Genomic DNA, 24,261 nt, shown 5'->3' with positions numbered 1-24,261 from the left:
CTACGTCCTCCCGCCGCCAGCGGCGGCCACATCGCGTGCTGCGCGGACAAAGGCGGAAAACAGGGGGTGCCCATCCCGCGGCGTGGATGTGAACTCCGGATGGAACTGGCAACCGAGAAACCAGGGGTGATCCGGCAACTCCACAACCTCTGCCAGGTTACCGTCGACGGACCAGCCCGAGATGCGCATGCCCGCTTCCTGGACGCGATCGGCATAGTTGTTGTTGAACTCGAAGCGATGGCGATGCCGTTCGATGATTTCGCCACTGCCATACACCTTCTCCGCCAGCGAGCCCGGTTCGAGCCGGCAAGCCTGCCCACCAAGGCGCATGGTGCCGCCCAGGTCGTCATTGGGGCCGCGCCGCTCGATGCGCCCGTCTTCGGTGCGCCACTCCGTGATCAGACCGATCACCGGATTCTCGGCTTCCCGATTGAACTCGGTGCTGTGAGCGCCCTTGAGTTCCATGACATTGCGGGCGAACTCGATCACTGCGACCTGCATGCCCAGACAGATGCCGAGATACGGAATGCCATGCTCCCGGGCATGCCGGGCGGCAAGAATCTTCCCCTCGACACCGCGGCCGCCGAAACCGCCTGGCACCAGGATGGCATCCACGCCGTTCAATTGCCCGAGACCGTCCCGTTCCAGCTCCTCGGAATCAACGTAACGGATGTTGACCCGGGTCAGCGTGTGAATGCCGGCATGAATCAGTGCCTCGGACAGGGACTTGTAGGCATCTGCCAGATTGACGTACTTGCCAACCATGGCGATGGTGATTTCTCCATCCAGATGATTCTTGGCGTCAACCACACGCTGCCAGTCCGCCAGGTCAGCTGGGGGAAGCTTGAGCCCCAGCTTGGCCGCGACGATACGGTCCAGGCCCTGCTCATGCAGGACCAGGGGAACCTTGTAGATATCGTCCACGTCCAGGGCCGAGATCACGGCCTCGTGCTCGACGTTGGTGAACAGCGCGATCTTGCGACGCTCGTCATCCGGGATCGGCCGTGTCGCCCGGCACAGCAGGATGTCCGGCTGGATCCCGATGGAGCGCAGTTCCTTGACGGAGTGCTGGGTCGGCTTGGTCTTCATCTCGCCGCTGGCGCCGATGAACGGCACCAGGGTCAGGTGGATGTAGAGGCTGTCATGGCGGTGCTCGACGCCCATCTGGCGAATGGCTTCCAGGAATGGCAAAGACTCGATGTCACCTACCGTTCCGCCGATTTCCACCAGGGCCACGTCATGACCGGCAGCGCCTTCCCGGATGCAGCGCTTGATCTCATCCGTGATGTGCGGGATGACCTGCACGGTGCCGCCCAGATACTCTCCGCGGCGCTCCTTGCGAATGACATTCTCGTAGATTCGACCGGTGGTGAAGTTGTTCTTCCGGCCGGTGCGCATGCGGACGAAGCGCTCATAGTGACCCAGGTCCAGGTCGGTCTCGGCCCCGTCTTCTGTCACATAGACTTCACCGTGCTGAAACGGGCTCATGGTGCCCGGATCAACGTTGATATACGGGTCGAGCTTGATCATGGTGACATTCAAGCCCCGCGCCTGCAGGATGCTGGCCAGGGAGGCGGAGGCAATTCCCTTGCCCAAAGAGGAAACCACACCGCCTGTAATGAAGATATATCGGGTCATATGAACTACGCATCCAGGTGACAGTAGACTGTGCGCCGGTGCCGAATGGCAGGCCACACACGCGGGACGGGAAGTCCGCTGAAGACGGGACGAAACACTAACAGAATGCCCCTGAGCGCACAATCAAGGGGCCTGTCAATCCCGCGGTTCGTAGCGCAGTTCCAAGCCCGGCTCACCGGAGTCTGCTGCATGATTCTCGCAGATGCAGACGCCGGGAATGGCGATGATCTCACCGTGCAACCGAAGTCGCGGCCACTGCTCCCGGGACCAGGGCGGAATACCCGCCTCCTGTAGCAGCTTTTTCACCGGACGATGAGGTCGGCCCACGGGCTGACAGTACTCCCCCGGGCGATAGCCGCCCACCATAACGCCGCTGCTGATCACCCCGGCCCGCAGTCCGGCACCGCTGCTGCACCGGGTGTGCAGCACACCGGATGGCAACAGCAGCCGTTCCTCCCCACGCCAGGGGCGCGGTGCGGTGAATGGTGGCGGATCGATGCCGTCATCGGCATAGAGGCTCTCGCGATACCGGCGGATGCGGCCACCGGGCCAACGCAGTTCTGGCCGGCGGTCCGGTTCGGCATGGAGCAGATCGTGCAGCCCCTGCACCAGCCGCTGGCGACCGGGCGGGGGCAGCGACAGCGACTGCAGCCAGGCCCGGACCAGGTTTCGCCGCCGCCGCCCCGGCAGGGCCCAGAGTCTCGTGCAATCCAGCACCGGGCCATCCGGCAGACCGTCTACCCCGGCAAGGTCCCGTCCGAGCCGCCGGGACTCCGCAGCCGCATCGGCCAGCCTGGCCAGTACACCGACGGCATCTGGCCAGCGCTGCTGCAGGCGAGGCAGGATCTCATGGCGGAGGAAATTGCGGTCCCGCGCCAGGCAGGCATTGCTCGGGTCCTCCACCGGATGAAGGCCGTGCTCCGCCACGTAATGCCGCAGGCTGGCGCGAGGCACGTCCAGCAAGGGGCGTAGCAGTCGGCCGGCACCCAGGCTGCGACTTGCCGGGATGGCCGCGAGACCATCCACACCGGAGCCACGAAGCGCGCGTAACAACAGCGTTTCCGCCTGGTCATCCTGGTGGTGCGCAGTCACCAGGGCCTCACCCGGCTTGAGTAGTTCGGCCCAGGCCTGATAGCGGGCTGCGCGGGCGCGGGCCTCAAGGTTTGCATCGCCCGCGGGATAGACGTGGAGGACGGTCAGGGGCAAGTCCAGAGCGTCACAGACCCGTTGGCAGTGCTCTTCCCATGCGTCTGCGGCATCCTGGAGATGGTGGTTGACGTGAACGGCACGAAGCTCCCATGGCGCGGCACCTCGTGATTCGCTGAGGGCATGCAGCAACGCCAGGGAATCCGCCCCACCGCTGAAACCGACATGCACCACCGAATCGGCTCCCAGCTCCCGCAAGGCCTGGAGCACGCCATCGGGAGTGAGAGTCCGCCGGGCCATAGGGGCTATTCCTTGAAGTTGCCCACGGCCATCAGGCGTTGATAACGCCTTTCTAGCATGGTTTCGAGATCTTCCTGCTCCACCGCCTGCAGTTGCTCGAGCAGGCGGGACTTCAAGTTCTCGGCCATGGCGGCCGCATTGCGATGGGCGCCACCCAGCGGCTCATCCACGACCAGGTCAATCAGCTCCAGCTCCTTGAGGCGACGCGCCGTGATGCCCATGGCTTCGGCGGCGTCCTGTGCGCGTTCAGCGCTCTTCCAGAGTATCGATGCGCAGCCCTCCGGCGAGATCACCGAGTAGGTGCTGTAGCCAAGCATGAGCAGGCGATCGCCCACACCAATGGCCAGAGCCCCACCGGATCCGCCTTCTCCCACCACTGTACAGATGATGGGGGTACGCAGGCAGGCCATTTCCTGCAGGTTGCGGGCGATAGCCTCGCTTTGCCCCCGCTCCTCGGCACCAACCCCGGGATAGGCACCCGGGGTATCGATGAAGGTGAGCACCGGCATCCGGAAGCGCTCGGCGGTCTGCATGAGGCGCAAGGCCTTGCGATAGCCCTCGGGACGGGGCATGCCGAAATTGCGGCGCACCTTCTCCCGGGTATCCCGGCCTTTCTGGTGACCAATCACCATCACGGGGCGACCTTCAAGACGACCTACGCCGCCAACGATGGCCGGGTCATCCGCATAGCTGCGATCGCCATGCAACTCCTCGAATTCGGTGAACATCTCCTTGACGTAATCCAGCGTATAGGGCCGCTGAGGGTGGCGCGCCAATTGCGCAATCTGCCATGACGTCAGATTGGAGAAGATCTGTTCAGTCAGGCTCACGCTCTTCGCGCGGAGCCGCTGGATCTCCTCGCTGATGTTCAGATCATTGTCATCGCCCACATAGCGAAGCTCTTCGATCTTCGCTTCCAGTTCCGCTATGGGCCTCTCGAACTCTAGAAAATTCGGATTCATGTCTTTACGAGTCGCTATCCATGTATTCGTTCGTCAGTATTCTACCCGCACGGCACCGTCACCGGTGAGAGCCGTGAGCCGTTGCAGCAGTTCATCGGTGGGCCGTACCCGCCATGACTCGCCGAAGCGCAAGACGGCATCCGCATCGTCACCGCTGTACTCAAGCCAGACCGGGCAACGCCCATCACGGAATGGGGCAAGGGTCTGCTGCAGGTGATCCAGGGCGCCGTTGCCCAGTCTCTGATGACCGAGCTTCATGACCAGCCGCCGCGCATACGCTTCGCGCACATCACCGATATCGAGCACCCGTTCGGCATTGATGCGCCAGCCATCATTGAAGTCATCGTAACCAAGCGCCCCTTCCACAACGACCAGCTGATCCTTGCCCAGCAGCCGGCCGTACTGCCGATAGGCCTCGGTGAACAATGACACCTCGATGCGCCCGGTACGATCATCCAGCACCAGGAATGCAATGCGGTCGCCACTTTGCGTGTTGCGGGTGCGGATGGACATGACCAGCCCCGCCGCCACAACCTTCCGCTCGCCACGCCCCCGGCCGCCATCCTGACCAGGCTGACCGCCGTTACCGCCGGCCAGCGCATTGATCCGTGCGGTCACGACCTTTTCCAGCTCGGCCTCGTAGCGGCTGATGGGATGCCCCGTGAGATAAAGCCCCAGGGTTTCTTTCTCCGCCTGCAGGCGCTCTTCCTCGGGCCACTCCGGATGCTCGGGATCGCTGGCACTGGGAAGCAGGCTGTCGTCCGCCGCGGCGTCGAGAGTGCCGAACAGATCGTTCTGCCCCACTTCCGCGTTTCTTGACTGCTGCTCCGCTGCACGCAGGGCATCGGGAATCGCCGCCATCAGGGACGCACGGTTATGACCGATACTGTCCAGGCAGCCGGCACGCACCAGCGCCTCGAGCACGCGACGATTGATGCGGCGGCTGTCCACGCGCCGGCAGAGATCCCGCACATCCTGATAGGGGCCGTTGGCCTCGCGTTCCTCCACCATGGAGTCGATGGCACCCTGCCCCACGCCTTTCACGGCGCCAAGGCCATAGACGATGGTGGTCTCGTCCGCGGCCCGGAACTTGTAGCCGCTGCGGTTCACATCGGGCGGCAGGACCTCCAGCCCCATGTCCCGGCACTCCTCGATGAGGGTCACCACCTTGTCAGTGTGGTCCATGTCCGAGGACAACACGGCGGCCATGAAGGGCGCCGGATAGTGCGCCTTCAGCCAGGCCGTCTGGTAGGACAGCAGCGCGTAGGCGGCGGAATGGGACTTGTTGAAGCCGTAGCCTGCGAACTTCTCCATGAGATCGAAGATGCCGCCGGCATGTTCGGCGCTGAGCCCATTGGCCATGGCCCCGTCGAGGAAAATCTGCCGTTGCTTGGCCATCTCCTCGGGCTTTTTCTTGCCCATGGCCCGTCGCAGAAGGTCCGCCCCGCCTAGGGAGTAGCCGGCCAGCACCTGGGCGATCCGCTGTACCTGCTCCTGGTAGAGGATCACGCCATAGGTTGGCTTGAGCACGGGTTCGAGGTCGACATGATGCAATTCCGGGGTCGGGTAGGCGAGCTTCGCCCTGCCCTGCTTGCGGTCGATGAAGTCGTCCACCATGCCGGATTGCAGCGGCCCGGGACGGAACAGCGCCACCAGGGCGATAATGTCCTCGAAGCTGTCGGGCTGCAGGCGCTTGATCAGATCCTTCATGCCCCGGGATTCGAGCTGGAACACCGCCGTGGTCTGGCAGCGCTTCAGCAACTCGAAGGTGGGCCGGTCCTCGAGGGGGATATCCTCGATGACCAGAGGCTGCTCGTTGCGCTCGCCACGAATCACGTTGATGGCCTTCACCGTCCAGTCGATGATGGTCAGCGTGCGCAGGCCCAGAAAGTCGAACTTCACCAGGCCAACGGACTCCACGTCATCCTTGTCGTAATGGGTGGCCAGCGACGTGCCCCCGGGCTCGCAGTAGAGCGGGGAGAAATCCGTCAATTCGGAGGGCGCGATCACCACGCCCCCGGCATGCTTGCCGACGTTCCTTGCCACCCCTTCGAGCTTGCGCCCCAGGTCCAGCAAGGTGGAGATCTCTTCGTCGGATTCGTACTGCTCGCGAAGCTCCGCCTCCTGCTTCAGCGCCTTGTCCAGCGTCATGCCTATTTCGAAGGGAATCAGCTTGGCAATGCGATCAACGAAACCATAGGGGTGCCCCAGGACGCGCCCCACATCCCGCACCACGGCACGGGCCGCCATGGTGCCGTGGGTGGCGATCTGCGAGACCTTTTCCCGACCGTACTTGGCGGCGACATAATCGATGACCCGGTCGCGGCCTTCCATGCAGAAATCCACATCGAAATCCGGCATGGAGACCCGTTCCGGGTTAAGAAACCGCTCGAACAGCAGGTCGTAACGCAATGGATCCAGGTCAGTTATGTCCAAGGCATAAGCCACCAGGGAACCCGCGCCGGAACCCCGGCCAGGCCCCACGGGAATGCCGTTATCCTTGGCCCAGCGAATGAAGTCCGCGACGATCAGGAAGTAGCCCGGGAAGCCCATCTGGATGATGACGTCGAGTTCCCGTTCGAGACGTTCCCGGTATACGGTACAACGCTGCTCGCGATCCGGCGCCTCGGCGGGCAGCAGGCGCTCGAGCCGACGCTCAAGCCCGAGCCGGGATTCCCGCCGCAGGAAATCATCAATGGTCATGCCATCCGGAATCGGGAAGTCCGGCAGGAAGTTCTCGCCCAGGGTGATGTCCAGGTTACAGCGGCGTGCAATTTCCAGGGTATTGTCGATTGCCTCCGGCACATCGGAGAACAGCTCGATCATCTCATCCGGTGTGCGCAGATACTGCTCTTCCGAGTAGTCCCGCGGTCGGCGTGCATCGTCCAGGGTGCGGCTCTGGTGGATGCAGACGCGGGCCTCGTGGGCTTCGAAATCCTCAGCCTTGAGGAAGCGCACGGCGTTGGTGGCAACCACGGGTACGGACTCCGCGTTGGCCAGTGCCACGGCCGCATGCAGGTGGTCTTCATCTCCGGGGCGGCCACAGCGTTGCAGCTCCAGGTAATAGCTGTCCGGAAACAGTTTCAGCCACCACTGCAATCGCGCCCGCGCCTGGCCCGTATCACCGGCCAGCAAGGCGCGGCCGACATCGCCGTCCCGGCCGCCGGAGAGCACGATCAGGCCTTCATGATCGGCTTCGATCCAGTCTCGCCGGATCACCGGTCGATCACCCTGCTGGCCTTCCATATAGGCCCGGGAGATCAACCGGGTGAGGGTTGTGTAGCCATGTGTGGTGCGTACCAGGACGATGAATCTTGACGGCCCTTCAGCGAAATCGACAGCTTCTTGCAGCCACAGCTCGGAACCAACGATGGGCTTCACGCCAGCGGCCATGGCTGCGCGATAGAACTTGACCATACCGTACAGATTGACGTGGTCGGTCATGGCGACGGCGGGCATACCCGCCTCCGCAACCGCCCCGATCAACGGCTTGATACGCACGATGCCGTCCACCAGCGAGAACTCGGTATGCAGGTTGAGGTGAACGAAGCCCTTGCTGTTCTGTGTCATGGATGCGCGTGTCTGATCCTGTGTCGTCGCCCGCCCCTCGGCGGAGGCTTCGCGACGAGCCGTGGTGGACGTGTATTATGACGGACCCAAGAGCCGGCCGGAACCGTCATGGCGACTTCCGGCGGCGAGACTCGACCATCTAGACCCCGGCGTCAACCGGGCATGGAAGACCCTGATGATCCATGCAACAGCAAGCGTCCATCCGGACGCCACACTCGGTCGCAACGTTTCCGTGGGAGCCTACGCCTACATCGGCCCCGCCGTCGAGGTGGGCGACGGCTGCCGGGTTGGCCACCACGCCGTCCTCGAGGGGCCCCTGCGCATCGGTGCGGATAACGACATCGGCCCCCATGCGGTGCTGGGCATGGGCCCCCAGGACCTGGGCTACCAGGGCGAGCCCACCGAGTTGCGGATCGGCGATCGCAACGTGATCCGGGAGTTCGTGACCATCCATCGCGCCACCGTCAAGGCAGATCGGGTCACCGAGGTGGGCAACGACAACATGCTGATGGCCTACTGTCATGTCGGCCATGACTGCAAGGTGGGCAATCACATTGTCATGGCCAACGGGGCGACCCTTGCCGGCCACGTGGTTGTACATGACCACGTGAATATCGCCGGGCTCTGCGCTATCCATCAGTTCGCACGCATCGGCGCCTACGCCATGCTCGGCGGCGGCACCATGGCTCCCATGGATATCACACCCTACGCCATGGTGTCGGGCAATCATGCCCGGCTCTTCGGCCTCAATCGCCGCGGGCTGCAACGCCACGGCTTCGACAAGGAAGCCGTCACCCGAATCCGGAAGGCCTACCGGATCCTGTTTCAGTCGGGGCTCCGCCTGGAGACAGCGCTGAAGACCATCGAGGCGGACCCGGAGTTGTCTGATGACTCCATCCGCTATCTGCTGACGTTCATCCGAGGATCAAAAAGGGGAATCACCCGATGAGTCGACTGCGTACCGCAGTGATCGGTGCCGGTTACCTGGGCCGATTTCACGCCCAGAAATACGCCGCACTACCCGACTCCGAACTGGTAGCCGTTGTAGACACAGACCTGGAGCGCGCCCGGGAGGTGGCCGATGAAGTCGGTTGTGAGGCCCTGTCCAGCCATACCGCTCTCAACGGAAAAGTGGATGCGGTGAGCATCGTGGTGCCCACCCAGGCCCATCACAGGGTGGCCCTGGACATGCTACACAGCGGCAGCCATGTGCTGGTGGAAAAGCCGATGACCGTCACCCTCGCCGAGGCCGACGAGCTGATAGCGGCTGCGCGGGATGCGGATCTGCGCCTGCAGGTGGGCCACCTGGAACGGTTCAATCCCGCCGTACAGGCCCTGGTTGGCATGGTCAGCACACCCATGTTCATCGAGTCTCACCGGCTGGCCCCGTTCAACCCCCGCGGCGCCGACGTCAGTGTGGTGCTGGATCTCATGATCCACGACATCGACATCATCCTGAACCTGGTGGGGCAACCTCTGCGGCGCATCGATGCCAACGGCGTCCCGGTCATCTCCGACGATATCGACATTGCCAACGCCCGGCTGCAGTTTGAAAACGGCTGTGTCGCCAATGTCACGGCGAGCAGGGTCAGCCTGAAGAGCGAGCGCAAGATGCGGCTGTTTCAGCACAGCAGCTACATCGCCCTGGATTTCCAGAATCGAAGCCTGGACGTCCGGCGCACGTCCGGACCCATCGGTGGCGGCCAGATCCCGGAGATCCAGAGTGACAAACAGGCGTTCCCCAGCGGCGACGCGATCCTCGCCGAAATCGAGGCATTCCTGAACAGCATTCGCCACGGCATCCGACCGGTGGTGAGCGGTGAAGATGGGCGGCAGGCTCTTGCAACCGCCATCGAAATCACACGCCAACTAAGCGAACATCCCTTGCCCGGCCAGACACAGACGGCCGGCGATTGCCATAACGACGAGGCCGATAACCGATGATTCCGATGGTAGACCTCACCGCCCAGTACGACGATATTCGCGGGGAAATCGAGAAGGGTTTCAGCGAAGTGCTGGATGGCGCCCAGTTCATTCTGGGGCCCAATGTGCAGGCCTTCGAGCAGGAATGCGCCGAGTATCTCGGTGCCCGGCATGCGGTGTCCTGCGCCTCGGGAACGGACGCCCTGCATCTGGCGCTGGCCGCTGCCGGCGTCGGCCCAGGCGACGAAGTGATCACCTCGCCGTTCACCTTCATTGCCACTGCGGAGGCCATTCGCTACGTCGGCGCAACCCCGGTCTTCGTGGACATCGACCCACAGAGCTTCAACATCGACCTTGAACTCGCCGCCCGGGCCATCACCCCGAGAACCCGTGCCATCATGCCGGTCCATCTATTCGGGCAGCCAGTAGACGCCGAGGCCTGCCAGGCGCTTGCCTGCGAGCACAACCTGCTCATGATCGAGGATTGCGCACAATCCTTTGGCGCCAGCTGGCGGGGCAAGCAGACGGGGACTTTCGGCATTGCCGGCTGTTTCAGCTTCTTTCCCAGCAAGAATCTCGGCGGTTACGGTGACGGCGGGCTGGTCTGCACCGAGTCAGCGGACATAGCCGAAGAACTCCGCGTGCTGCGCAATCACGGCAGCCGGGAACGCTATCATCACCATGTGATCGGCTATAACAGTCGACTGGACGAACTCCAGGCCGTCATCCTGCGGGCCAAACTCAAGCGGATCGACCGCTACAACAACGAGCGCCGCCGGGTCGCGCGCACCTACAGCGAAGCCCTGGCGGAGCTACCCGGTATCACCGTGCCGGCAGAGACTGCCGGTGCCCATCACGTTTATCACCAGTACACCCTGCTGCTGGACGGCGATCGCGCCCGTGTAATGGAAGCCCTGAAGCAGGCGGGCAGCGCCAGCGCTATCTATTATCCGATTCCGCTGCATCGTCAGGAGGTGTTCCTCCGGGATTATGCCGGCGTGTCACTGCCGGTGGCGGAATCCGCTGCCGAGCGCTGCCTCTCTCTGCCCATCTATCCGGAGCTCGACCCGGCCAGACAGCAAACCGTGATAGACGCCTTGCGGACAGCGCTGAACTGAACCCTGCAGGAGACGCGGCTCAGCCGGTCTCCAGGATAGCCCGCACCGGTGCGAAGGAGCGCCGGTGCTCGGGACAGGCCCCATGGGCACGCAAGGCGGCCATGTGGGCGGGCGTCGGATAGCCCTTGTGTCGATCAAAGCCATAGGCGGGATAGCGCTGGTGCAGCTCCAGCATCCAGGCATCACGAGCCGTTTTGGCGAGGATCGAAGCGGCACTGATCGCCGGCTCCAGTGCGTCGCCCCCGACGACGGCGGTGGCCGGACAGGCCAGTCCGGTGGGACACTGGTTGCCGTCCACCAGGACATGGGCTGGGGCGTGCGCCAGACCTTCCACCGCCCGCCGCATCGCAAGCAAGGACGCCTGCAGTATGTTCAGCTCATCGATTTCGCTGACACTGCAGGGAACGATAGCCCAACTCAATGCCTGCTCCCGGATGCTGGCGGCAAGCTGTTCCCGCCGCCGCGGCGTGAGCTTCTTCGAATCAGCCAGGCCAGGGGGATAGTTTCGCGGGTCGAGAATCACCGCGGCCGCCACCACCGGACCGGCCAACGGGCCACGTCCAGCCTCATCCGCGCCGGCAACCAGCGTCAACGCCTGCGGGGTTTCAGACATTGCTCCGGCGCTGGGTTTCATGCCGGCAGTTTCCGGGCCGACAGCAGGAGTTGGTGAACTGCAAGGGCAGCCTGCCGACTGGCGTCAAGTCGCAATTGCCGATGCATATCCGCAAAAGCCTGGCGCAGGTCGGCGCGAGTCTCAGATTGCTCCAGCAACCGCAGCATGGCAGGACCCAACTGTTCCGGCACAGCCTGCTCCTGTGCAAACTCTTCGATCAGGTGGCGGCCGGCAATGAGATTGGGCATGGCGAAGTGCGGCACCTTGACCAGGCGCCTGGCCAACCATGCAGTCATGCCCGAAACACGATAGGCGGCCACCATAGGCCGTTTGTACAGCATCGCCTCCAGCGTGGCTGTGCCGGACGCCAGTAGCACTGCGTTGCTGGCTTCCATGCACAACCGGCTCTGGCCACGATACAAGTGCACGTTGTCCAGCCCGGGCTCGGCGGCGAGCTGTTCTTCCATCGCCTGCCGAATACGGTCTGTCGCACAAGGTATGACGAAGACAAGTCCGGGTTGCCGCTCCTGCAACCAGCGAGCGGTTTGCAGGAATACGGGCCCCAGCTTCGTCACTTCGCTCATGCGGCTGCCGGGTAGTAAGGCTACCAACATCCCGTCGGGCTCCACCACGATCTCTAGCGCCTGCCGCGCGGCAATCTGGTCAGGCTCCAGCGGAATCTCGTCAGCCAGCGGGTGACCCACGAACGTGACGGGAACGGCATGGCGCTGGAAGAATTCGACCTCGAAGGGAAAAATACTGAGCAGCAGGTCCACTGCCCTGCGAATGGTCTTGACCCGTCCCTGCCGCCACGCCCAGACCGTGGGGCTTACGTAGTGCACGGTGGGAATGCCCGCCGCCTTGAGGCGGCTTTCCACCCCCAGGTTGAAGTCCGGCGCATCGATTCCGATGAACACATCCGGTGGGTTCTGCAGAAAGCGCTGGACCAGATCCGCCCGAATCCGCAAGAGCCCCGGCAGGTGCTTCAGCACCTCGAACAGTCCCATGACGGACAGGGATTCCATGGGATGGTGAGATGTCATGCCCTGCTCGAGCATGCGTTCGCCACCGATGCCCTCGAACTGGATCTCTGGCTCCAGGGCCTGCAGCTCCCGCATCAGACCGGCACCCAGGTAGTCGCCGGAGACCTCACCGGCAATGATGCCCACACGCAGGCTACGGCGTTCTGGCATGTCGGCCATGGCTCAGCGGACGATGCCCCGGCCGTCCTGGCGCAGGAAGTCCACCAGCGGCGTCAGGGCCGCTTCCTGGCGGCTGGCTGGTTCAAGCTGCTCGATGGCCTGATCCAGCCGCAGGCCCTGCTTGTAGATGGTCTTGTAGGCGTTCCGCAGGGTGCGCAGCGTTTCCGCGCCGAAGCCACGGCGTCGCAAGCCTTCCGCATTGATGCCATGGGGTTCGGCGGGGTTGCCCGCGACGGTGACATAGGGCGGCACATCCTGCTTGATACAACTGCCCATGGAGGTAAAGCTGTGGCAACCGATGCGGCAGAACTGATGCACCAGCGTGAAGCCGCCCAGAATCACGTCATCGTCAACCGAGACATGCCCGGCCAGTGACGCGCCGTTGGCAAACACCGTTCGATCGCCGATCAGGCTGTCGTGGGCAATATGCACATAGGCCATGATCCAGTTATCGTTGCCGATACGCGTGATGCCGTTGTCCTGGGCCGTTCCGCGATGGATGGTGACGAATTCGCGGATGGTATTGTTGTCACCGATCACCAGCCGGGTCACCTCACCGGCGTACTTCTTGTCCTGCGGATCCGCGCCCACCGAGGCAAACTGGAAGATCCGGTTGCCCCGCCCGATGGTGGTCGGCCCACTCAACGTGACGTGGGGCCCGATCTCGCAATGGTCGCCAATCACCACATCCGGGCCGATGATGGAATAAGGTCCGACCTGCACACCTTCCCCGAGCGAGGCTGTCGGATCGACAATCGCCGTTGAATGAATCAAATCGTCAGGTCCCGCATGGTGCACATGATCTCCGCCTCGGCGACGGTGTTACCGTCCACCGTGGCGATGCCATCAAAAACCCAGATGCCGCGCTTCCGACGCAGGATACTGACCTCCATGCGGACCTGGTCGCCCGGCTCAACGGGGCGCTTGAAGCGCACCTTGTCACTGCCGACCAGGTAGAAGATCTTGTTGCCTTCCGGCCACTCTCCCTCGGTCTCGAAGGCCAACAGGCCGCAAGCCTGGGCCATCGCCTCGACCAGTAGCACGCCGGGCATCACCGGCCGCTGGGGAAAATGCCCCTGGAAAAACGGCTCATTGACGCTGACGTTCTTGATACCGACCAGTCGCTCGCCCGGGACGCTCTCCAGCACACGATCCACCAGAAGAAAGGGGTATCGATGCGGCAAGGCAGCACGAATTTGGTGTATGTCCATATTGTCCTGATCTCTTTTCATGGCGGCTCCGGTGCGGAGCCAGGTATTCAGGGAGCGGCCCCACAGGGAGGGCGATCGGTGCGCGGGCGCCGTCCTATGGGCCCTCTGCGTCGCGGTCACCGTCCAGTTCCCGCAGTCTCTTTTCGAGTTCCCGCAAGCGCTTGGCCATGTCGTCCAGTTGATGGAAGCGAGCGACGCTCCTGCGCCACTGACGGTTGGGCTCTACTCCCGTGCCCGAGGAATAGACGCCCGGCTCGGTCAGGCTCTTGGTCACCTGGCCCATGCCGGTTACCTGCACGCCGTCGACGAGCCGAATGTGCCCGGCGATGGCCGACATACCGCCAATGGCGCAGTGACGACCGATTTCGGTGCTGCCGGCAACACCCGAGCAGGCCACCATGATGCTATGGTCACCGATACGGCAGTTATGTCCGACCTGTACGAGGTTGTCGATCTTGACACCGTCCCCGATGACGGTATCGCCAATGGCGCCGCAGTCGATAGTGGTGTTTGCGCCCACCTCCGCGTGGGCACCGATCACCACACGCCCAACCTGCGGCACCTTGATCCACTGACCATTGTCCTGGGCGAACCCGAAGCCTTCTGCACCGATCACCGCACCTGGCTGGAGCACACTGGATTCTCCGATGACGCTGCCATCGCAGATCGTCACCCGGGCTACCAGACGGGCCCCTCTGCGCACCATAACCCCACGCATAAGCACACAGCCAGGTCCGATCTCGACGTCGTCTTCGATGTGGCAATCCGGACCGATGTAGGCCTGTGCGCCCACATGCACGCGCTCACCAAGATATGCGGTTTCGTCAACCACGGCACTATCGTGCACATGAGGCGGTGGCCGATGACGTGGCATCACGAGTGCCAGTGCATGGGCGTAGGCCAGGTGCGGATTGGGCGCAATCAGGGCATTGGTCGGGCATTCACCGGCCAGGCTTTCCTCGAGCACGACCAGAGTGGCTTGGGTATCCGCCAGATGGCGGCGGTAACGGGAGTTGGCCAGGAATGTCAGGCTGCCAGGCCCCGCCTCTGCCAGAGACGCCGCATGATTCACTACGGCAGTCGCGTCACCCCGGTACGCCAGACCCAGTGATTTCGCCAACTCGCCAACAGTGACTCCCACGCACCTCTCCTACGTATTGCCCCACAGGAAACACAAAAAGAAGCCGGGAAGTTCGCCCGGCCCGGCAGACCCCGCACCAACGGCGGACGCTAGCGATTCTGATGACGCTCCCGCAACCGGTCCAATACCAGTTCCGTCACGTCCACCCGATCACTAGCGTAGACAACTCCATCCGTAATAACGAGATCAAAACCACGGGATTCGGCAACCTCGCCCACGGTATCGATCACCAGACGATGCAGCCGATTCAGCTCTTCGTTCCTGCGCATATTGAAGTCTTCGCGGAATTCCTCTTCCACGCGACGCAGGTCGCGTTTCCGTGTCACGACCTCGCGCTGCAGTCGACGCTGCTCGTCGTCGGTCATCACAGCGCCATCCCTGGAAAGGCGTTCCTCAAGCTGCCGTACGTCGCTGAGTTCGGCGGCAAGCTCACGATTTCTCGGCCCGAACTCCTCCTCCAGAGATCCAAGCGCAGCCTCTGCCTGCGGCGCCTCATTGGTCAGCCGCGACCAATTCACGAAAGCGATACTGGCTTCCGAGGCAAGCAGACCGCCAGGAACGACCATGGTGGTCAGAATCAGGCAGATCGCCAGGAATCCTGCGACTCCGTTCGGTCTATCCACTCTCACACTCGGATCAGAAGAATGTACCAATGGAGAACTGGAACCGGTCAAGGTTGTCCTCCGGCTCGTCATTTAACGGCCACGCGTAGCTCATTGTCAATGGACCCAGAGGCGAGATCCAGGTGAACGCCGTGCCCGCACTGTACCGCAAACGATCCAGATCAATGTCCTCCTGTTTGGTGTTGTAGACCTGACCTGCATCAACAAACAACGAGAACCGAACGGCATTGGATTCGATGAAAGGTGGCGGGAAGAAGTACTCGATGGAGCTGTTGACCCGGAAGTTACCGCCGATGGGCCGCCCATCCTCATCATCGCGAGGACCGAGAGAGCTGACCCGGTAACCGCGCACCGACTGGATGCCGCCATTGAAATAATTCTCGAAGAACGGCAGCTCGCTGAAGTCACCGTAGCCCTCGCCGTACGATGCCCGGCCGAACAGCGACAGCGTGGTGTTCTCGGTAACGCCGAAGTAACGACGGTTGCTGTAGTTTGCCTTGTAGTAGGTGAGATCACTACCAGGTACCGCAACCTCACCGCCGAACTCCTGAGTGCCCCCGGCCGACGGGAAAGTAAAGCGGTCGGTGGTGTTACGACTCCAACGGGCCAGAAGCTTGAAGTTCTGGTACGTATCACCGAACTCGTCAACAAAGTCGGTGATCCGGGATGGCGCCTGCGACCCCGGTGACAGCCGGATATCCTCATAACCCACATCGAAGCGGATCTGATCCTCTTCGTTGAGCGGCACGCCGAGCCCCACCTGCACGTTGCCGGAGCGCAGGTTGTAGTCGGACAACCGGCGCCGCGTCAGATTGGTGTCTCTGAGGAACGCCGAGAAATGGCGGGTGACGCCGTCCACGTTGTAGTAGCGGTCTGTATAGTTGATCTGGTAGAGACGGGTATCGTCGCTGCGGTTCGCTGCAACGCCCATGCGGTCACCGGTACCAAGCACGTTGTCCTGCGCCACAGACAGGTTCAGCAACACGCCGGCGCCACTGCCGTAGCCCACGCCGGCCTGCAGGCTGCCGGACAGCCCCTCTACCACATCAACGTTGACATCCACCTGGTCCGGCTGTCCGGGCACCTGCGGTGTCTCGATATTGACCGACTCGAAAAAGCCAAGCCGGTTGAGCCGGGTCCGCGACAGTCGGATCTTGTCGCCGGAGAACCAGCCGCCCTCGAGCTGCCGGAACTCGCGACGAATCACTTCGTCATCCGTGCGGTAATTGCCGGATATGTTAATGCGCCGCACATAGGCGCGAGCGCCCGGATCCACGTAATAGGTCATGTTGACCAGCCCGGTGTCCCGATCGATATCCGGGACCGCATTGACATTGGCAAACGCGTAGCCTTCCACGCCGAGGCGGGTGCGAATGCGGTCCGATCCCCGGGTGATGTCCGCCTGGGAGAATATGGCGCCGGATTCCAGCTCCAACAACTCGAGCAGCTCGTCTTCCTCGACGATCAGATCGCCGACGACCTCGACATCGCCGAGCCGGAAGCGATCACCCTCAGAGAGGTTTACCGTCACATAGATGCTCTGGCGGTCCGGCGACAGGGACACCTGGGTCGAGGTCACTGCAAAATTGACGTAGCCCCGGTTGAGGTAGTAACTGCGGAGCCGCTCGAGGTCGGCACTCAGACGTTCCCGGGCATAGCGGTCGCGCCTCGAGAAAGGCAGATACCAGGGCCTCGGGCCGAGTTCGAACAGACGGCGCAATTCCCGGTCCGTGAATGCCTGATTGCCAACGAAGTGCACCTCGCGAATCCGCGCGCTCTCGCCTTCATCGACATCGATGCGGATACCAACGCGGTTGCGCGGCAGGGGCGAGACCGTGCTGGATACCTCGACATCGTACCGGCCCTGGCCGAAATACTGCGCACGCAGCTCATTCTCGACATTGTCGAGCAGCGAGCGATTGAACGTCTCACCTTCCGCAAGCCCGATTTCACGAAGGGCTTCCATCAGGGGGTCGGTCTGAATCGCCGTATTGCCAAAAATCTCGATTCGGGCGATGGACGGCCGCTCGACCACGTTGACCACCAGCACGTCGCCATCCCGCGCCAGCTCGATATCCTGGAAAAAACCCGTGTCATACAGCGCCCGCATGGCCTCGGCGGCGGTCTGCCGATCCACCTGGTCATTGACACTGATGGGCAGGTAATTGAACACGGTGCCGGGGGAGAGTCGTCGCAAGCCCTCCACGCGGATATCCGTGGCCGTAAAGGATTCGAAAGCCATTGCGGGGTAAGTCACCGCAAGGCAGAGCAGGCACGTCGCTAGAAATCTGCGCATAAACTCTTGATTTGGATTCGATTCAGCCCAGCAATCGCGCCAGGTCGTTGTAGAAGGCAAGCCCCATCAGCCCGAACAGCATCATGATGCCCACCTGCTGGCCAAGGATCTGCGCCCGCTCTGATGGCGGGCTGCCCTTGATCGCCTCGACCGCAAAATACAGCAAGTGGCCGCCGTCGAGAACAGGAATCGGCAGCAAATTGAGTATTCCGAGGCTGATGCTGACTATGGCAAGGAACTTGAGGAATGGCACAAGGCCGCTGGACGCGGTGTCACCGGCGAACTGCCCGATGGTAATCGGGCCACTGAGATTATTGAGTGATGCCTGACCGACGATCATCTTCCACAGTACGTTCAGGGTGAGGACACTGGCACGCCAGGTGTCCACCACGGCCTGCCCGGTGGCCTCTAGCGGCCCGTAGCGCACCGTGTGGGCCATGCCATCGTAAGCGCCCGCAGGGACATCCGGCCGGATGCCGAGTATGCCCCGGTCGCTGCCCTGCTCCCCGAGCTGCACATCCACCCGCTCGATGCGGTTGCCGCGGTCCACTTCCAGAATCACGGCGCTACCGGCACGATCGCCCAGTGCTGCCACCAGGGACGACCAGTCATCAACGGGGCGATCGTCCACGGTCAGAATTTCATCGCCTGCAAGCAGCCCTGCCTCGTCCGCCGAGCCGCCGGCAATCAGTTCGCCGATCCGGGCGCGGATCTCGGGTTGCCATGGCCGGAAGCCAATTGCGCCCAACAGATCAGGATTGTCTCCCACACGGCCCAGACCACTCAGATCAAGCGATCGACTGAACTCCCCACCGTCCTCTCCGCGCAGGGACAACTCGACCCGATCCCGGGACAGGGCGCCGTCGAGCAATGTGATCAGCACACGATCCCAGGTCGGCGTCGCACGGCCATTCACCGCCAGCAACTCGTCGCCGCGTTCGAGACCGGCCTCCGCCGCCGGGGTGCCCTCCTGGACCGCGCCGATCACAGGTCGCACCTCGGTCGTACCGGCAACGAATATCAGCCAGTACACGGCGATGGCGAAAATGAAGTTGAAGGCCGGACCAGCAGCAACGATGGCCGTTCGCCGCCACAGGGGCTGTACGTTGAAGGCGCGGTGCCGATCTTCCGGCGCAACGTTGCCCTCGCGCTCATCGAGCATCTTGACGTAGCCACCCAGGGGAATGGCCGACAGGCAGTACTCGGTCTGATCGCGACCACCACGCCAGGTGTAGAGGGGTTTGCCGAATCCGATGGAGTAGCGCAGCACCTTGACACCAAGACGCCGGGCGACCCAGTAGTGCCCGAACTCGTGAAATGCCACGAGAACGCCAATGGCCACCACGAAGGCCAGAATGCTGGTGCCGATGCCTGTCACGTCCGTCTTCCCGCTTCGAATCGTTTGACCAGATCCCTGGTCACACGCCGACTGTGCTGATCCGCAGCCAGCACGCCGTCCAGTGAACTGACCGCGACGCTCGGCAACTGTTCCATGACAGCCGCCAGGAGTCGTGGAATATCCATGAAGCCGATGCGCTCGTCCAGAAATGCCGCGACTGCGATCTCATTGGCTGCATTGAGTGTCGCGCAGGCGTTGCCGCCGGCCTTCATTGCGTCCTGCGCCAGGCCCAGGCATGGAAAACGTTCCAGGTCAGGTGGCTGGAAGTCGAGACGCCCCAGCTGGAACAGGTCCAGCGGCTGCGCCCCGGAGGCGATGCGCTCCGGGTAGGATAACGCGTGGGCGATGGGAATGCGCATGTCCGGATTACCCATTTGCGCAATCACGGAACCATCCAGGTATTCCACCAGCGAGTGGATAATGCTCTGCGGATGCACCACAACCTGTACGTCATCCGGCTGCAGCCCGAATAGCCAGCAGGCCTCCACCAGCTCCAGGCCCTTGTTCATCATCGTCGCCGAGTCGACGGATATCTTCCGCCCCATGCTCCAGTTAGGGTGTGCGCAGGCCTGATCCGGTGTCACGGCATGGAGCGTCGCCGGATCCGCGTCCCGAAACGGTCCACCAGAGGCGGTCAGCAATATCCGCCGTACCCCACTGGCGGCAAGCTCGCCACGATGGAAATCCGCCGGCAGACACTGGAAAATCGCATTATGCTCGCTATCCAGCGGCAACAGTTTCGCCCCACTCTCCTCGACGGCCTGCATGAAGACAGCTCCGGCGGTCACCAGGGCCTCCTTGTTTGCCAGGAGGACCCGCTTGCCGGCTCTTACTGCGGCCAGGCCGGGCGCCAGACCTGCCGTGCCGACAATCCCGGCGACCACCGTCTGCACCTCTCCAGCCGCGGCAACCTCTTCCAGTGCCCGTGGCCCGGAGTCAACCTGGGTGGCCAGCCCGTCGGCCTGCAGGCGTCGGCGAAGTCGTGCAGCCCTGTCATCCTCTCCGAGCACGGCCCGTGCCGGCTGAAAACGGCGGCATTGTTCGTACAACAGCTCGTCATTGTCATGAGCCGTCAGGGCAAAGACGCGGAAACGCTCGGGGTACCGACCGATAACGTCCAGCGCACTGACTCCGATTGAGCCGGTGGCGCCAAGCACCGTCACTGCTTGCGGATCCGGGATCGTCATAAGAGGTAGAGACCTGCGGCGAATATCGGTGCGGCGGCAGTCAGACTGTCAATGCGATCGAGCACGCCACCGTGTCCCGGCAAGAGGCTGCCACTGTCCTTCACACCACGGCGTCGCTTGATCATGCTCTCGTAAAGATCACCGGCTATGGAGAAGACGGTCGTGGTGACCACGAGAAGGATAAAGCCGCCGAACTGGATCGGTGGGACCTGAGGCAAAGCCAGCACGAGCAGGGCGCACACCACGGCCACCAGCAGCCCGCCCATAGCGCCTTCCCAGGTCTTGCCTGGACTGATAGCCGGTGCCAGCTTGCGGCGACCAAATGCACGCCCAGCGAAATAGGCGCCCGAGTCCGCCGCCCAGATAATCACCAGCATCAGGAGGATGAACCAGGGGCCTGCAAACAGGGTGTGCATCCACACCATCGCACCCCATGCAGGAACCAGCACAAGCCACCCCGAGATCATCCCGGCCGCGCCCCGCAACGGCGCCTGACCGCCACGGCCCGCCCCGTAGGCGGCGAGCCGGGTCAGTGCATACAGCCACCAGGCGACGCCAGCACCCAGCAACACGGGCAGCACGATGCCGGGCTCTTCACTGTAGACCAGCCCCAGTGAGGCGGCGATCAGGGCCAGAAACGACCAACGGGATGAGGTTTGCTGCAATTCGATCAGGCGACTCCACTCCCAGGCACCCAACAAGACAACGCAGCCCATGAAGACGGCAAACATCCACGTCGGCGCGATGAGTACGGCAGCCAGAACCAGGGGCAAGAGCACCAGGGCGGTGATCAGGCGAAGCTTAAGCACGGGAGGCCTGTCCGAGTTGCTCGCTGGTCAGACCGAAACGGCGCTCACGTCCGTGATACCAGGCGAGCGCCTGGTCAAGTTCCTTGACGTCGAAGTCAGGCCACAGGGTGGGCGTGAAATACAACTCCGCGTACGCGAGTTGCCAGAGCAGAAAGTTGCTGATGCGTTGCTCGCCCCCGGTTCGAATCAGCAGATCCGGCGGAGGCAGATCCGCCAGAGCCAATCCCTGACTCAGGTGCTCCTCGGTGATTGCGTCGGCATCCAGTTCCCCTGCTGCGACGCGGGCAGCGATTGCTTTCGCCGCCTGGGTGATATCCCAGCGGCCACCGTAGCTCGCCGCAACCACGAGGGTCATTCCGTCGTTGTTGCGGGTCAGTTCCTCGACCCGCTCCACCTGCCTGCAGAGGCGCTCGCCCAGACGCTCGCGCTCGCCCACCAGGCGAATACGCACACGGTGTTCGTGCAGTTTGTCGGCCTCTTTTTCCAGGGTCTTGAGGAACAGATCCATGAGGACGGAGACTTCTTCTTCGGGACGGCGCCAGTTCTCGCTGCTGAAGGCAAACAGCGTCAGGACCTTGACGCCCTTGCGGCCACAGGCCTCGATCAGGCGCCTGGCCGCTTCCACACCCGCGCGATGGCCGGCTGGCCGAGGCATGAATCGCCGACTCGCCCAGCGGCCGTTGCCGTCCATGACGACCGCGACGTGGTCCGGCCCCGACACGCCTTGATCCGGGTCTTCATCCAGTTGCAGCCTGGCCTTGCTCATGCCCTAAGACACCCACCGCGTTCGAGACCTGCAGACTCGGCGTGGCGACGAAGACTCGCGGCCCTCGCCCACCTTGCTCAGATCTCCATGAGTTCTGTTTCTTTCTTCTCTAGTAGCGCGTCGATCTCCGCTACATACTTGTCGGTCAGTTTCTGAACAAGATCGTTGGCGCCGCGTTCCTCATCCTCGGAGATGTCCTTTTCCTTCAGCAACGTCTTGAGATCATTGTTGGCGTCGCGGCGAATATTGCGCACCGCCACCTTGGCCTGCTCCGCCTCACCCCGGACGACACGCACCAGATCCTTACGGCGCTCCTCGGTCAGAGGCGGCATCGGCACCCGAATGACGCTGCCCGCACTTGCCGGGTTCAGGCCCAGGTCGGACTTGAGGATGGCTTTTTCCACCGCCGACACCATCGTCTTTTCGTAAGGTGTGACGAGCAGGGTCCTGGCATCCGACGCGGTCACGGTTGCAACCTGACCAATCGGCATCTCAGCCCCGTAGTACTCGACGGTCACATGATCCAGCAGGCTCGAATGAGCGCGGCCGGTGCGAATCTTTACGAATTCACCCTTCAGAGCCTCGACCGATTTCTGCATCCGGTCTTCGGCATCCTTCCTGATTTCATCGATCACGGTTCTATCCTCTCTGCACGATCGTACCGACATCAGCCCCGGTTACAACGTCCTTCAGCGAACCGGGACGGGTCATGTCGAAGACCTGGATGGGAAGGGAATGATCCCGACAGAGAACGATCGCTGTAGCATCCATGACCATGAGCTTGCGCTCTAGAACCTCGTCATAGGTTAGCCGGCGGAAGCGCTCGGCATCCGGATTGCGCATGGGATCGTCGCTGTATACCCCATCGACCTTGGTCGCCTTGAGCATCACATCGGCGTTGACCTCAACCGCTCGCAGGCTGGCGGCTGAATCAGTCGTGAAAAACGGGTTGCCGGTGCCCGCCGCGAATACCACGACCCGCCCCTTCTCCAGGTGACGCAAGGCGCGACGGCGAATGTAGTCCTCGCACACCTGGTTGATCTTGATCGCGGACATGACCCGGGTGAAAACGCCCGCATGCTCAAGCGCGTCCTGCAACGCCAGCGCATTCATCACCGTGGCGAGCATGCCCATGTGATCCGCGGTAACCCGGTCCATACCCGCCTGGGCCAGCCCGGCACCGCGGAAGATGTTGCCACCCCCGACGACCAGGGCAATCTCGACCCCCATCTCCCTGACTTCGCGAATCTCAATGGCCAACCGTCGGATGACGGCAGGATCGATGCCGTAGTCGGCATCGCCCATCAGGCCCTCGCCACTGAGCTTGAGCATAATGCGGCGATAGACAGGAGTCGCCATTCTTTGCCCCTCAAATCATGTCGGTGACTGCACCCTGATCAGGCCGGGAGTTCAGGACCCCCGGACCTGCGCCATGACCTCTTCGGCGAAGTTCCCCTCGGCCTTCTCGATACCCTCTCCCACTTCAAGACGGGAGAAGCTCAACACCTGCGCATTGGCGCCCTTGAGCAACTGGCCGACGGTCTGGTCCGGATCCTTGACGAAAGGCTGACCGACGAGCGTCGTCTCCTTGAGAAACTTCTTTACACGGCCTTCGATCATCTTCTCGATGATTTCGGCAGGCTTGCCGCTGTCCTGGGCCTGGGCACGGAGAATCTCGCGCTCCTTTTCCAGTGTCTCGGCCGGCATGCCGTCTTCGTTCACGCAAACCGGGTTGCTCGCTGCGACATGCATGGCGATATCACGGCCCAAGGCCTCATCACCACCCTGCAGTTCGACCATCACGCCGATGCGGGTGCCGTGGAGATAATAGTAGAGTTTGCCAGAGGCGCTTTCGAAACGGGTGAAGCGGCGTACCTGCACGTTCTCGCCGATCTTTGCCACCAGTTCCTTCTGTGCCGTCTGCACATCGTTGCCGCCACCATACGGCAGCGCCAGCAGCGCCGCCACATCGGCGGGCTTGCTCTCGAGCACGATCGCGGCGACGCGCTCGGCAAAGCCGGTGAAGTTCTCGCCACTGGAGACGAAATCCGTCTCGCAATTGACTTCAAGCAGCACGCCCTCGTTGCCGGCTTCGCTGACAACTGCGACCACGCGACCCTCGGCGGCTACGCGATCAGCCTTCTTGTCAGCCTTCGCCAGGCCCTTCTTGCGCATCAGTTCGACGGCCTTGTCGAGATCACCGTCGGTCTCGACCAGGGCCTTCTTGCATTCCATCATGCCGGAGCCGGTGCGCTCCCGCAGTTCCTTCACCTGTGCAGCGGAAATCGCCATCTGTGAATACCTCTGAAACGTGTACATGAAGACGCCGCAGGCCCTGTACCCGCGGCGCCCATCTG

21 protein-coding genes are annotated in these 24,261 nt (G+C 62.7%); 3 read left to right on the top strand and 18 right to left on the bottom strand.

From position 1 onward, the window contains the following. The 4 genes from pyrG to dnaE all read right to left on the bottom strand — a co-directional run bounded on the left by pyrG (nucleotide 1) and on the right by dnaE (nucleotide 7,616). On the bottom strand, nucleotides 1-1,638 hold the full coding sequence (gene pyrG, locus J2T57_RS16390; protein WP_253481170.1) for a CTP synthase: 1,638 nt from the start codon (nucleotides 1,636-1,638) through the stop codon (nucleotides 1-3). Nucleotides 1,639-1,773: 135 nt separating this feature from the next. Next, entirely contained in the window at nucleotides 1,774-3,084 is a 1,311-nt protein-coding gene (tilS, locus tag J2T57_RS16385; RefSeq protein ID WP_253481155.1) for a tRNA lysidine(34) synthetase TilS, read from the bottom strand. 5 nt (nucleotides 3,085-3,089) lie between these two features. Beyond that, nucleotides 3,090-4,046 (bottom strand): acetyl-CoA carboxylase carboxyl transferase subunit alpha, encoded by a 957-nt coding sequence (gene accA / locus J2T57_RS16380; protein ID WP_253481149.1) that lies wholly within the window; start codon nucleotides 4,044-4,046, stop codon nucleotides 3,090-3,092. A gap of 33 nt (nucleotides 4,047-4,079) precedes the next feature. After that, nucleotides 4,080-7,616, bottom strand: coding sequence for a DNA polymerase III subunit alpha (gene dnaE, locus J2T57_RS16375; RefSeq protein ID WP_253481146.1), 3,537 nt, complete (start codon nucleotides 7,614-7,616; stop codon nucleotides 4,080-4,082). A gap of 175 nt (nucleotides 7,617-7,791) precedes the next feature. Here dnaE and lpxA (J2T57_RS16370) point away from each other — a divergent pair, with 175 nt between their 5' ends. Genes lpxA (J2T57_RS16370) through J2T57_RS16360 form a run of 3 tightly spaced genes read left to right on the top strand, consistent with a single transcriptional unit; the run spans nucleotide 7,792 to nucleotide 10,657 of the window. Further along, the gene (gene lpxA, locus J2T57_RS16370; protein WP_253481143.1) at nucleotides 7,792-8,565 is read left to right on the top strand and encodes an acyl-ACP--UDP-N-acetylglucosamine O-acyltransferase; all 774 of its coding nucleotides are present in this window, start codon (nucleotides 7,792-7,794) and stop codon (nucleotides 8,563-8,565) included. Continuing rightward, on the top strand, nucleotides 8,562-9,560 hold the full coding sequence (locus J2T57_RS16365; RefSeq protein WP_253481140.1) for a Gfo/Idh/MocA family protein: 999 nt from the start codon (nucleotides 8,562-8,564) through the stop codon (nucleotides 9,558-9,560). Before lpxA (J2T57_RS16370) ends, J2T57_RS16365 begins: the two co-directional genes overlap by 4 nt. Continuing rightward, on the top strand, nucleotides 9,557-10,657 hold the full coding sequence (locus tag J2T57_RS16360; RefSeq protein WP_253481137.1) for a DegT/DnrJ/EryC1/StrS family aminotransferase: 1,101 nt from the start codon (nucleotides 9,557-9,559) through the stop codon (nucleotides 10,655-10,657). The genes J2T57_RS16365 and J2T57_RS16360 overlap by 4 nt, the downstream gene beginning before the upstream one ends. Nucleotides 10,658-10,676: 19 nt before the next feature. On the opposite strand, the gene rnhB is transcribed toward J2T57_RS16360, so the two are convergent. From rnhB to tsf, 14 genes are all read right to left on the bottom strand, one after another. Beyond that, complete coding sequence (gene rnhB, locus J2T57_RS16355) at nucleotides 10,677-11,270, bottom strand: ribonuclease HII (RefSeq protein ID WP_253481134.1); 594 nt, start codon at nucleotides 11,268-11,270, stop codon at nucleotides 10,677-10,679. A gap of 17 nt (nucleotides 11,271-11,287) precedes the next feature. Continuing rightward, a complete protein-coding gene (gene lpxB, locus J2T57_RS16350) occupies nucleotides 11,288-12,472 on the bottom strand; it encodes a lipid-A-disaccharide synthase (protein ID WP_253481129.1) in 1,185 nt (394 codons plus the stop codon). A gap of 3 nt (nucleotides 12,473-12,475) precedes the next feature. Further along, nucleotides 12,476-13,246, bottom strand: coding sequence for an acyl-ACP--UDP-N-acetylglucosamine O-acyltransferase (gene lpxA, locus J2T57_RS16345; RefSeq protein ID WP_253481126.1), 771 nt, complete (start codon nucleotides 13,244-13,246; stop codon nucleotides 12,476-12,478). Further along, nucleotides 13,243-13,704, bottom strand: a complete 462-nt coding sequence (gene fabZ / locus J2T57_RS16340) for a 3-hydroxyacyl-ACP dehydratase FabZ (protein WP_253481122.1) — start codon at nucleotides 13,702-13,704, stop codon at nucleotides 13,243-13,245. Before fabZ ends, lpxA (J2T57_RS16345) begins: the two co-directional genes overlap by 4 nt. A 73-nt stretch (nucleotides 13,705-13,777) precedes the next feature. Further along, entirely contained in the window at nucleotides 13,778-14,824 is a 1,047-nt protein-coding gene (gene lpxD / locus J2T57_RS16335) for a UDP-3-O-(3-hydroxymyristoyl)glucosamine N-acyltransferase (protein WP_253481118.1), read from the bottom strand. An 89-nt stretch (nucleotides 14,825-14,913) separates the two neighbouring features. Next, nucleotides 14,914-15,447: an OmpH/Skp family outer membrane protein gene (locus tag J2T57_RS16330; RefSeq protein ID WP_253481115.1), complete on the bottom strand. Its 534-nt coding sequence runs from the start codon at nucleotides 15,445-15,447 to the stop codon at nucleotides 14,914-14,916. A gap of 13 nt (nucleotides 15,448-15,460) precedes the next feature. Further along, nucleotides 15,461-17,743: an outer membrane protein assembly factor BamA gene (gene bamA, locus J2T57_RS16325; protein ID WP_253481113.1), complete on the bottom strand. Its 2,283-nt coding sequence runs from the start codon at nucleotides 17,741-17,743 to the stop codon at nucleotides 15,461-15,463. 22 nt (nucleotides 17,744-17,765) lie between these two features. Beyond that, nucleotides 17,766-19,121 (bottom strand): RIP metalloprotease RseP, encoded by a 1,356-nt coding sequence (gene rseP / locus J2T57_RS16320; RefSeq protein ID WP_253481110.1) that lies wholly within the window; start codon nucleotides 19,119-19,121, stop codon nucleotides 17,766-17,768. Beyond that, nucleotides 19,118-20,329 (bottom strand): 1-deoxy-D-xylulose-5-phosphate reductoisomerase, encoded by a 1,212-nt coding sequence (ispC, locus tag J2T57_RS16315; RefSeq protein ID WP_253481092.1) that lies wholly within the window; start codon nucleotides 20,327-20,329, stop codon nucleotides 19,118-19,120. The genes rseP and ispC overlap by 4 nt, the downstream gene beginning before the upstream one ends. Beyond that, nucleotides 20,326-21,138, bottom strand: coding sequence for a phosphatidate cytidylyltransferase (locus J2T57_RS16310; protein WP_253481081.1), 813 nt, complete (start codon nucleotides 21,136-21,138; stop codon nucleotides 20,326-20,328). Before J2T57_RS16310 ends, ispC begins: the two co-directional genes overlap by 4 nt. After that, entirely contained in the window at nucleotides 21,131-21,904 is a 774-nt protein-coding gene (gene uppS, locus J2T57_RS16305; protein WP_253481078.1) for a polyprenyl diphosphate synthase, read from the bottom strand. The genes J2T57_RS16310 and uppS overlap by 8 nt, the downstream gene beginning before the upstream one ends. A gap of 77 nt (nucleotides 21,905-21,981) precedes the next feature. Next, on the bottom strand, nucleotides 21,982-22,539 hold the full coding sequence (gene frr, locus J2T57_RS16300; protein WP_253481075.1) for a ribosome recycling factor: 558 nt from the start codon (nucleotides 22,537-22,539) through the stop codon (nucleotides 21,982-21,984). A 4-nt stretch (nucleotides 22,540-22,543) separates the two neighbouring features. Beyond that, entirely contained in the window at nucleotides 22,544-23,263 is a 720-nt protein-coding gene (pyrH, locus tag J2T57_RS16295; protein ID WP_253481072.1) for a UMP kinase, read from the bottom strand. Between the two features lie 51 nt (nucleotides 23,264-23,314). Beyond that, the gene (gene tsf / locus J2T57_RS16290; RefSeq protein ID WP_253481054.1) at nucleotides 23,315-24,196 is read right to left on the bottom strand and encodes a translation elongation factor Ts; all 882 of its coding nucleotides are present in this window, start codon (nucleotides 24,194-24,196) and stop codon (nucleotides 23,315-23,317) included. Nucleotides 24,197-24,261 lie beyond the last annotated feature (65 nt).

It is taken from the genome of Natronocella acetinitrilica, from assembly GCF_024170285.1.
GTDB lineage: Bacteria > Pseudomonadota > Gammaproteobacteria > Nitrococcales > Aquisalimonadaceae > Natronocella > Natronocella acetinitrilica.
This window is presented reverse-complemented; position numbering and strand designations above follow the sequence as displayed.

Excerpts from the sequence above, each read along its gene's own strand:
- tilS (WP_253481155.1), bottom strand. The coding sequence starts at position 3,084 with ATGGCCCGGCGGACTCTCACTCCCGATGGCGTGCTCCAGGCCTTGCGG.
- pyrH (WP_253481072.1), bottom strand. The coding sequence starts at position 23,263 with ATGGCGACTCCTGTCTATCGCCGCATTATGCTCAAGCTCAGTGGCGAG.
- uppS (WP_253481078.1), bottom strand. The coding sequence starts at position 21,904 with ATGAGCAAGGCCAGGCTGCAACTGGATGAAGACCCGGATCAAGGCGTG.
- J2T57_RS16365 (WP_253481140.1), top strand. The coding sequence starts at position 8,562 with ATGAGTCGACTGCGTACCGCAGTGATCGGTGCCGGTTACCTGGGCCGA.
- ispC (WP_253481092.1), bottom strand. The coding sequence starts at position 20,329 with ATGACGATCCCGGATCCGCAAGCAGTGACGGTGCTTGGCGCCACCGGC.
- lpxA (WP_253481143.1), top strand. The coding sequence starts at position 7,792 with ATGATCCATGCAACAGCAAGCGTCCATCCGGACGCCACACTCGGTCGC.
- bamA (WP_253481113.1), bottom strand. The coding sequence starts at position 17,743 with ATGCGCAGATTTCTAGCGACGTGCCTGCTCTGCCTTGCGGTGACTTAC.
- accA (WP_253481149.1), bottom strand. The coding sequence starts at position 4,046 with ATGAATCCGAATTTTCTAGAGTTCGAGAGGCCCATAGCGGAACTGGAA.
- dnaE (WP_253481146.1), bottom strand. The coding sequence starts at position 7,616 with ATGACACAGAACAGCAAGGGCTTCGTTCACCTCAACCTGCATACCGAG.
- fabZ (WP_253481122.1), bottom strand. The coding sequence starts at position 13,704 with ATGAAAAGAGATCAGGACAATATGGACATACACCAAATTCGTGCTGCC.
- lpxB (WP_253481129.1), bottom strand. The coding sequence starts at position 12,472 with ATGGCCGACATGCCAGAACGCCGTAGCCTGCGTGTGGGCATCATTGCC.
- rnhB (WP_253481134.1), bottom strand. The coding sequence starts at position 11,270 with ATGTCTGAAACCCCGCAGGCGTTGACGCTGGTTGCCGGCGCGGATGAG.
- tsf (WP_253481054.1), bottom strand. The coding sequence starts at position 24,196 with ATGGCGATTTCCGCTGCACAGGTGAAGGAACTGCGGGAGCGCACCGGC.
- pyrG (WP_253481170.1), bottom strand. The coding sequence starts at position 1,638 with ATGACCCGATATATCTTCATTACAGGCGGTGTGGTTTCCTCTTTGGGC.
- J2T57_RS16360 (WP_253481137.1), top strand. The coding sequence starts at position 9,557 with ATGATTCCGATGGTAGACCTCACCGCCCAGTACGACGATATTCGCGGG.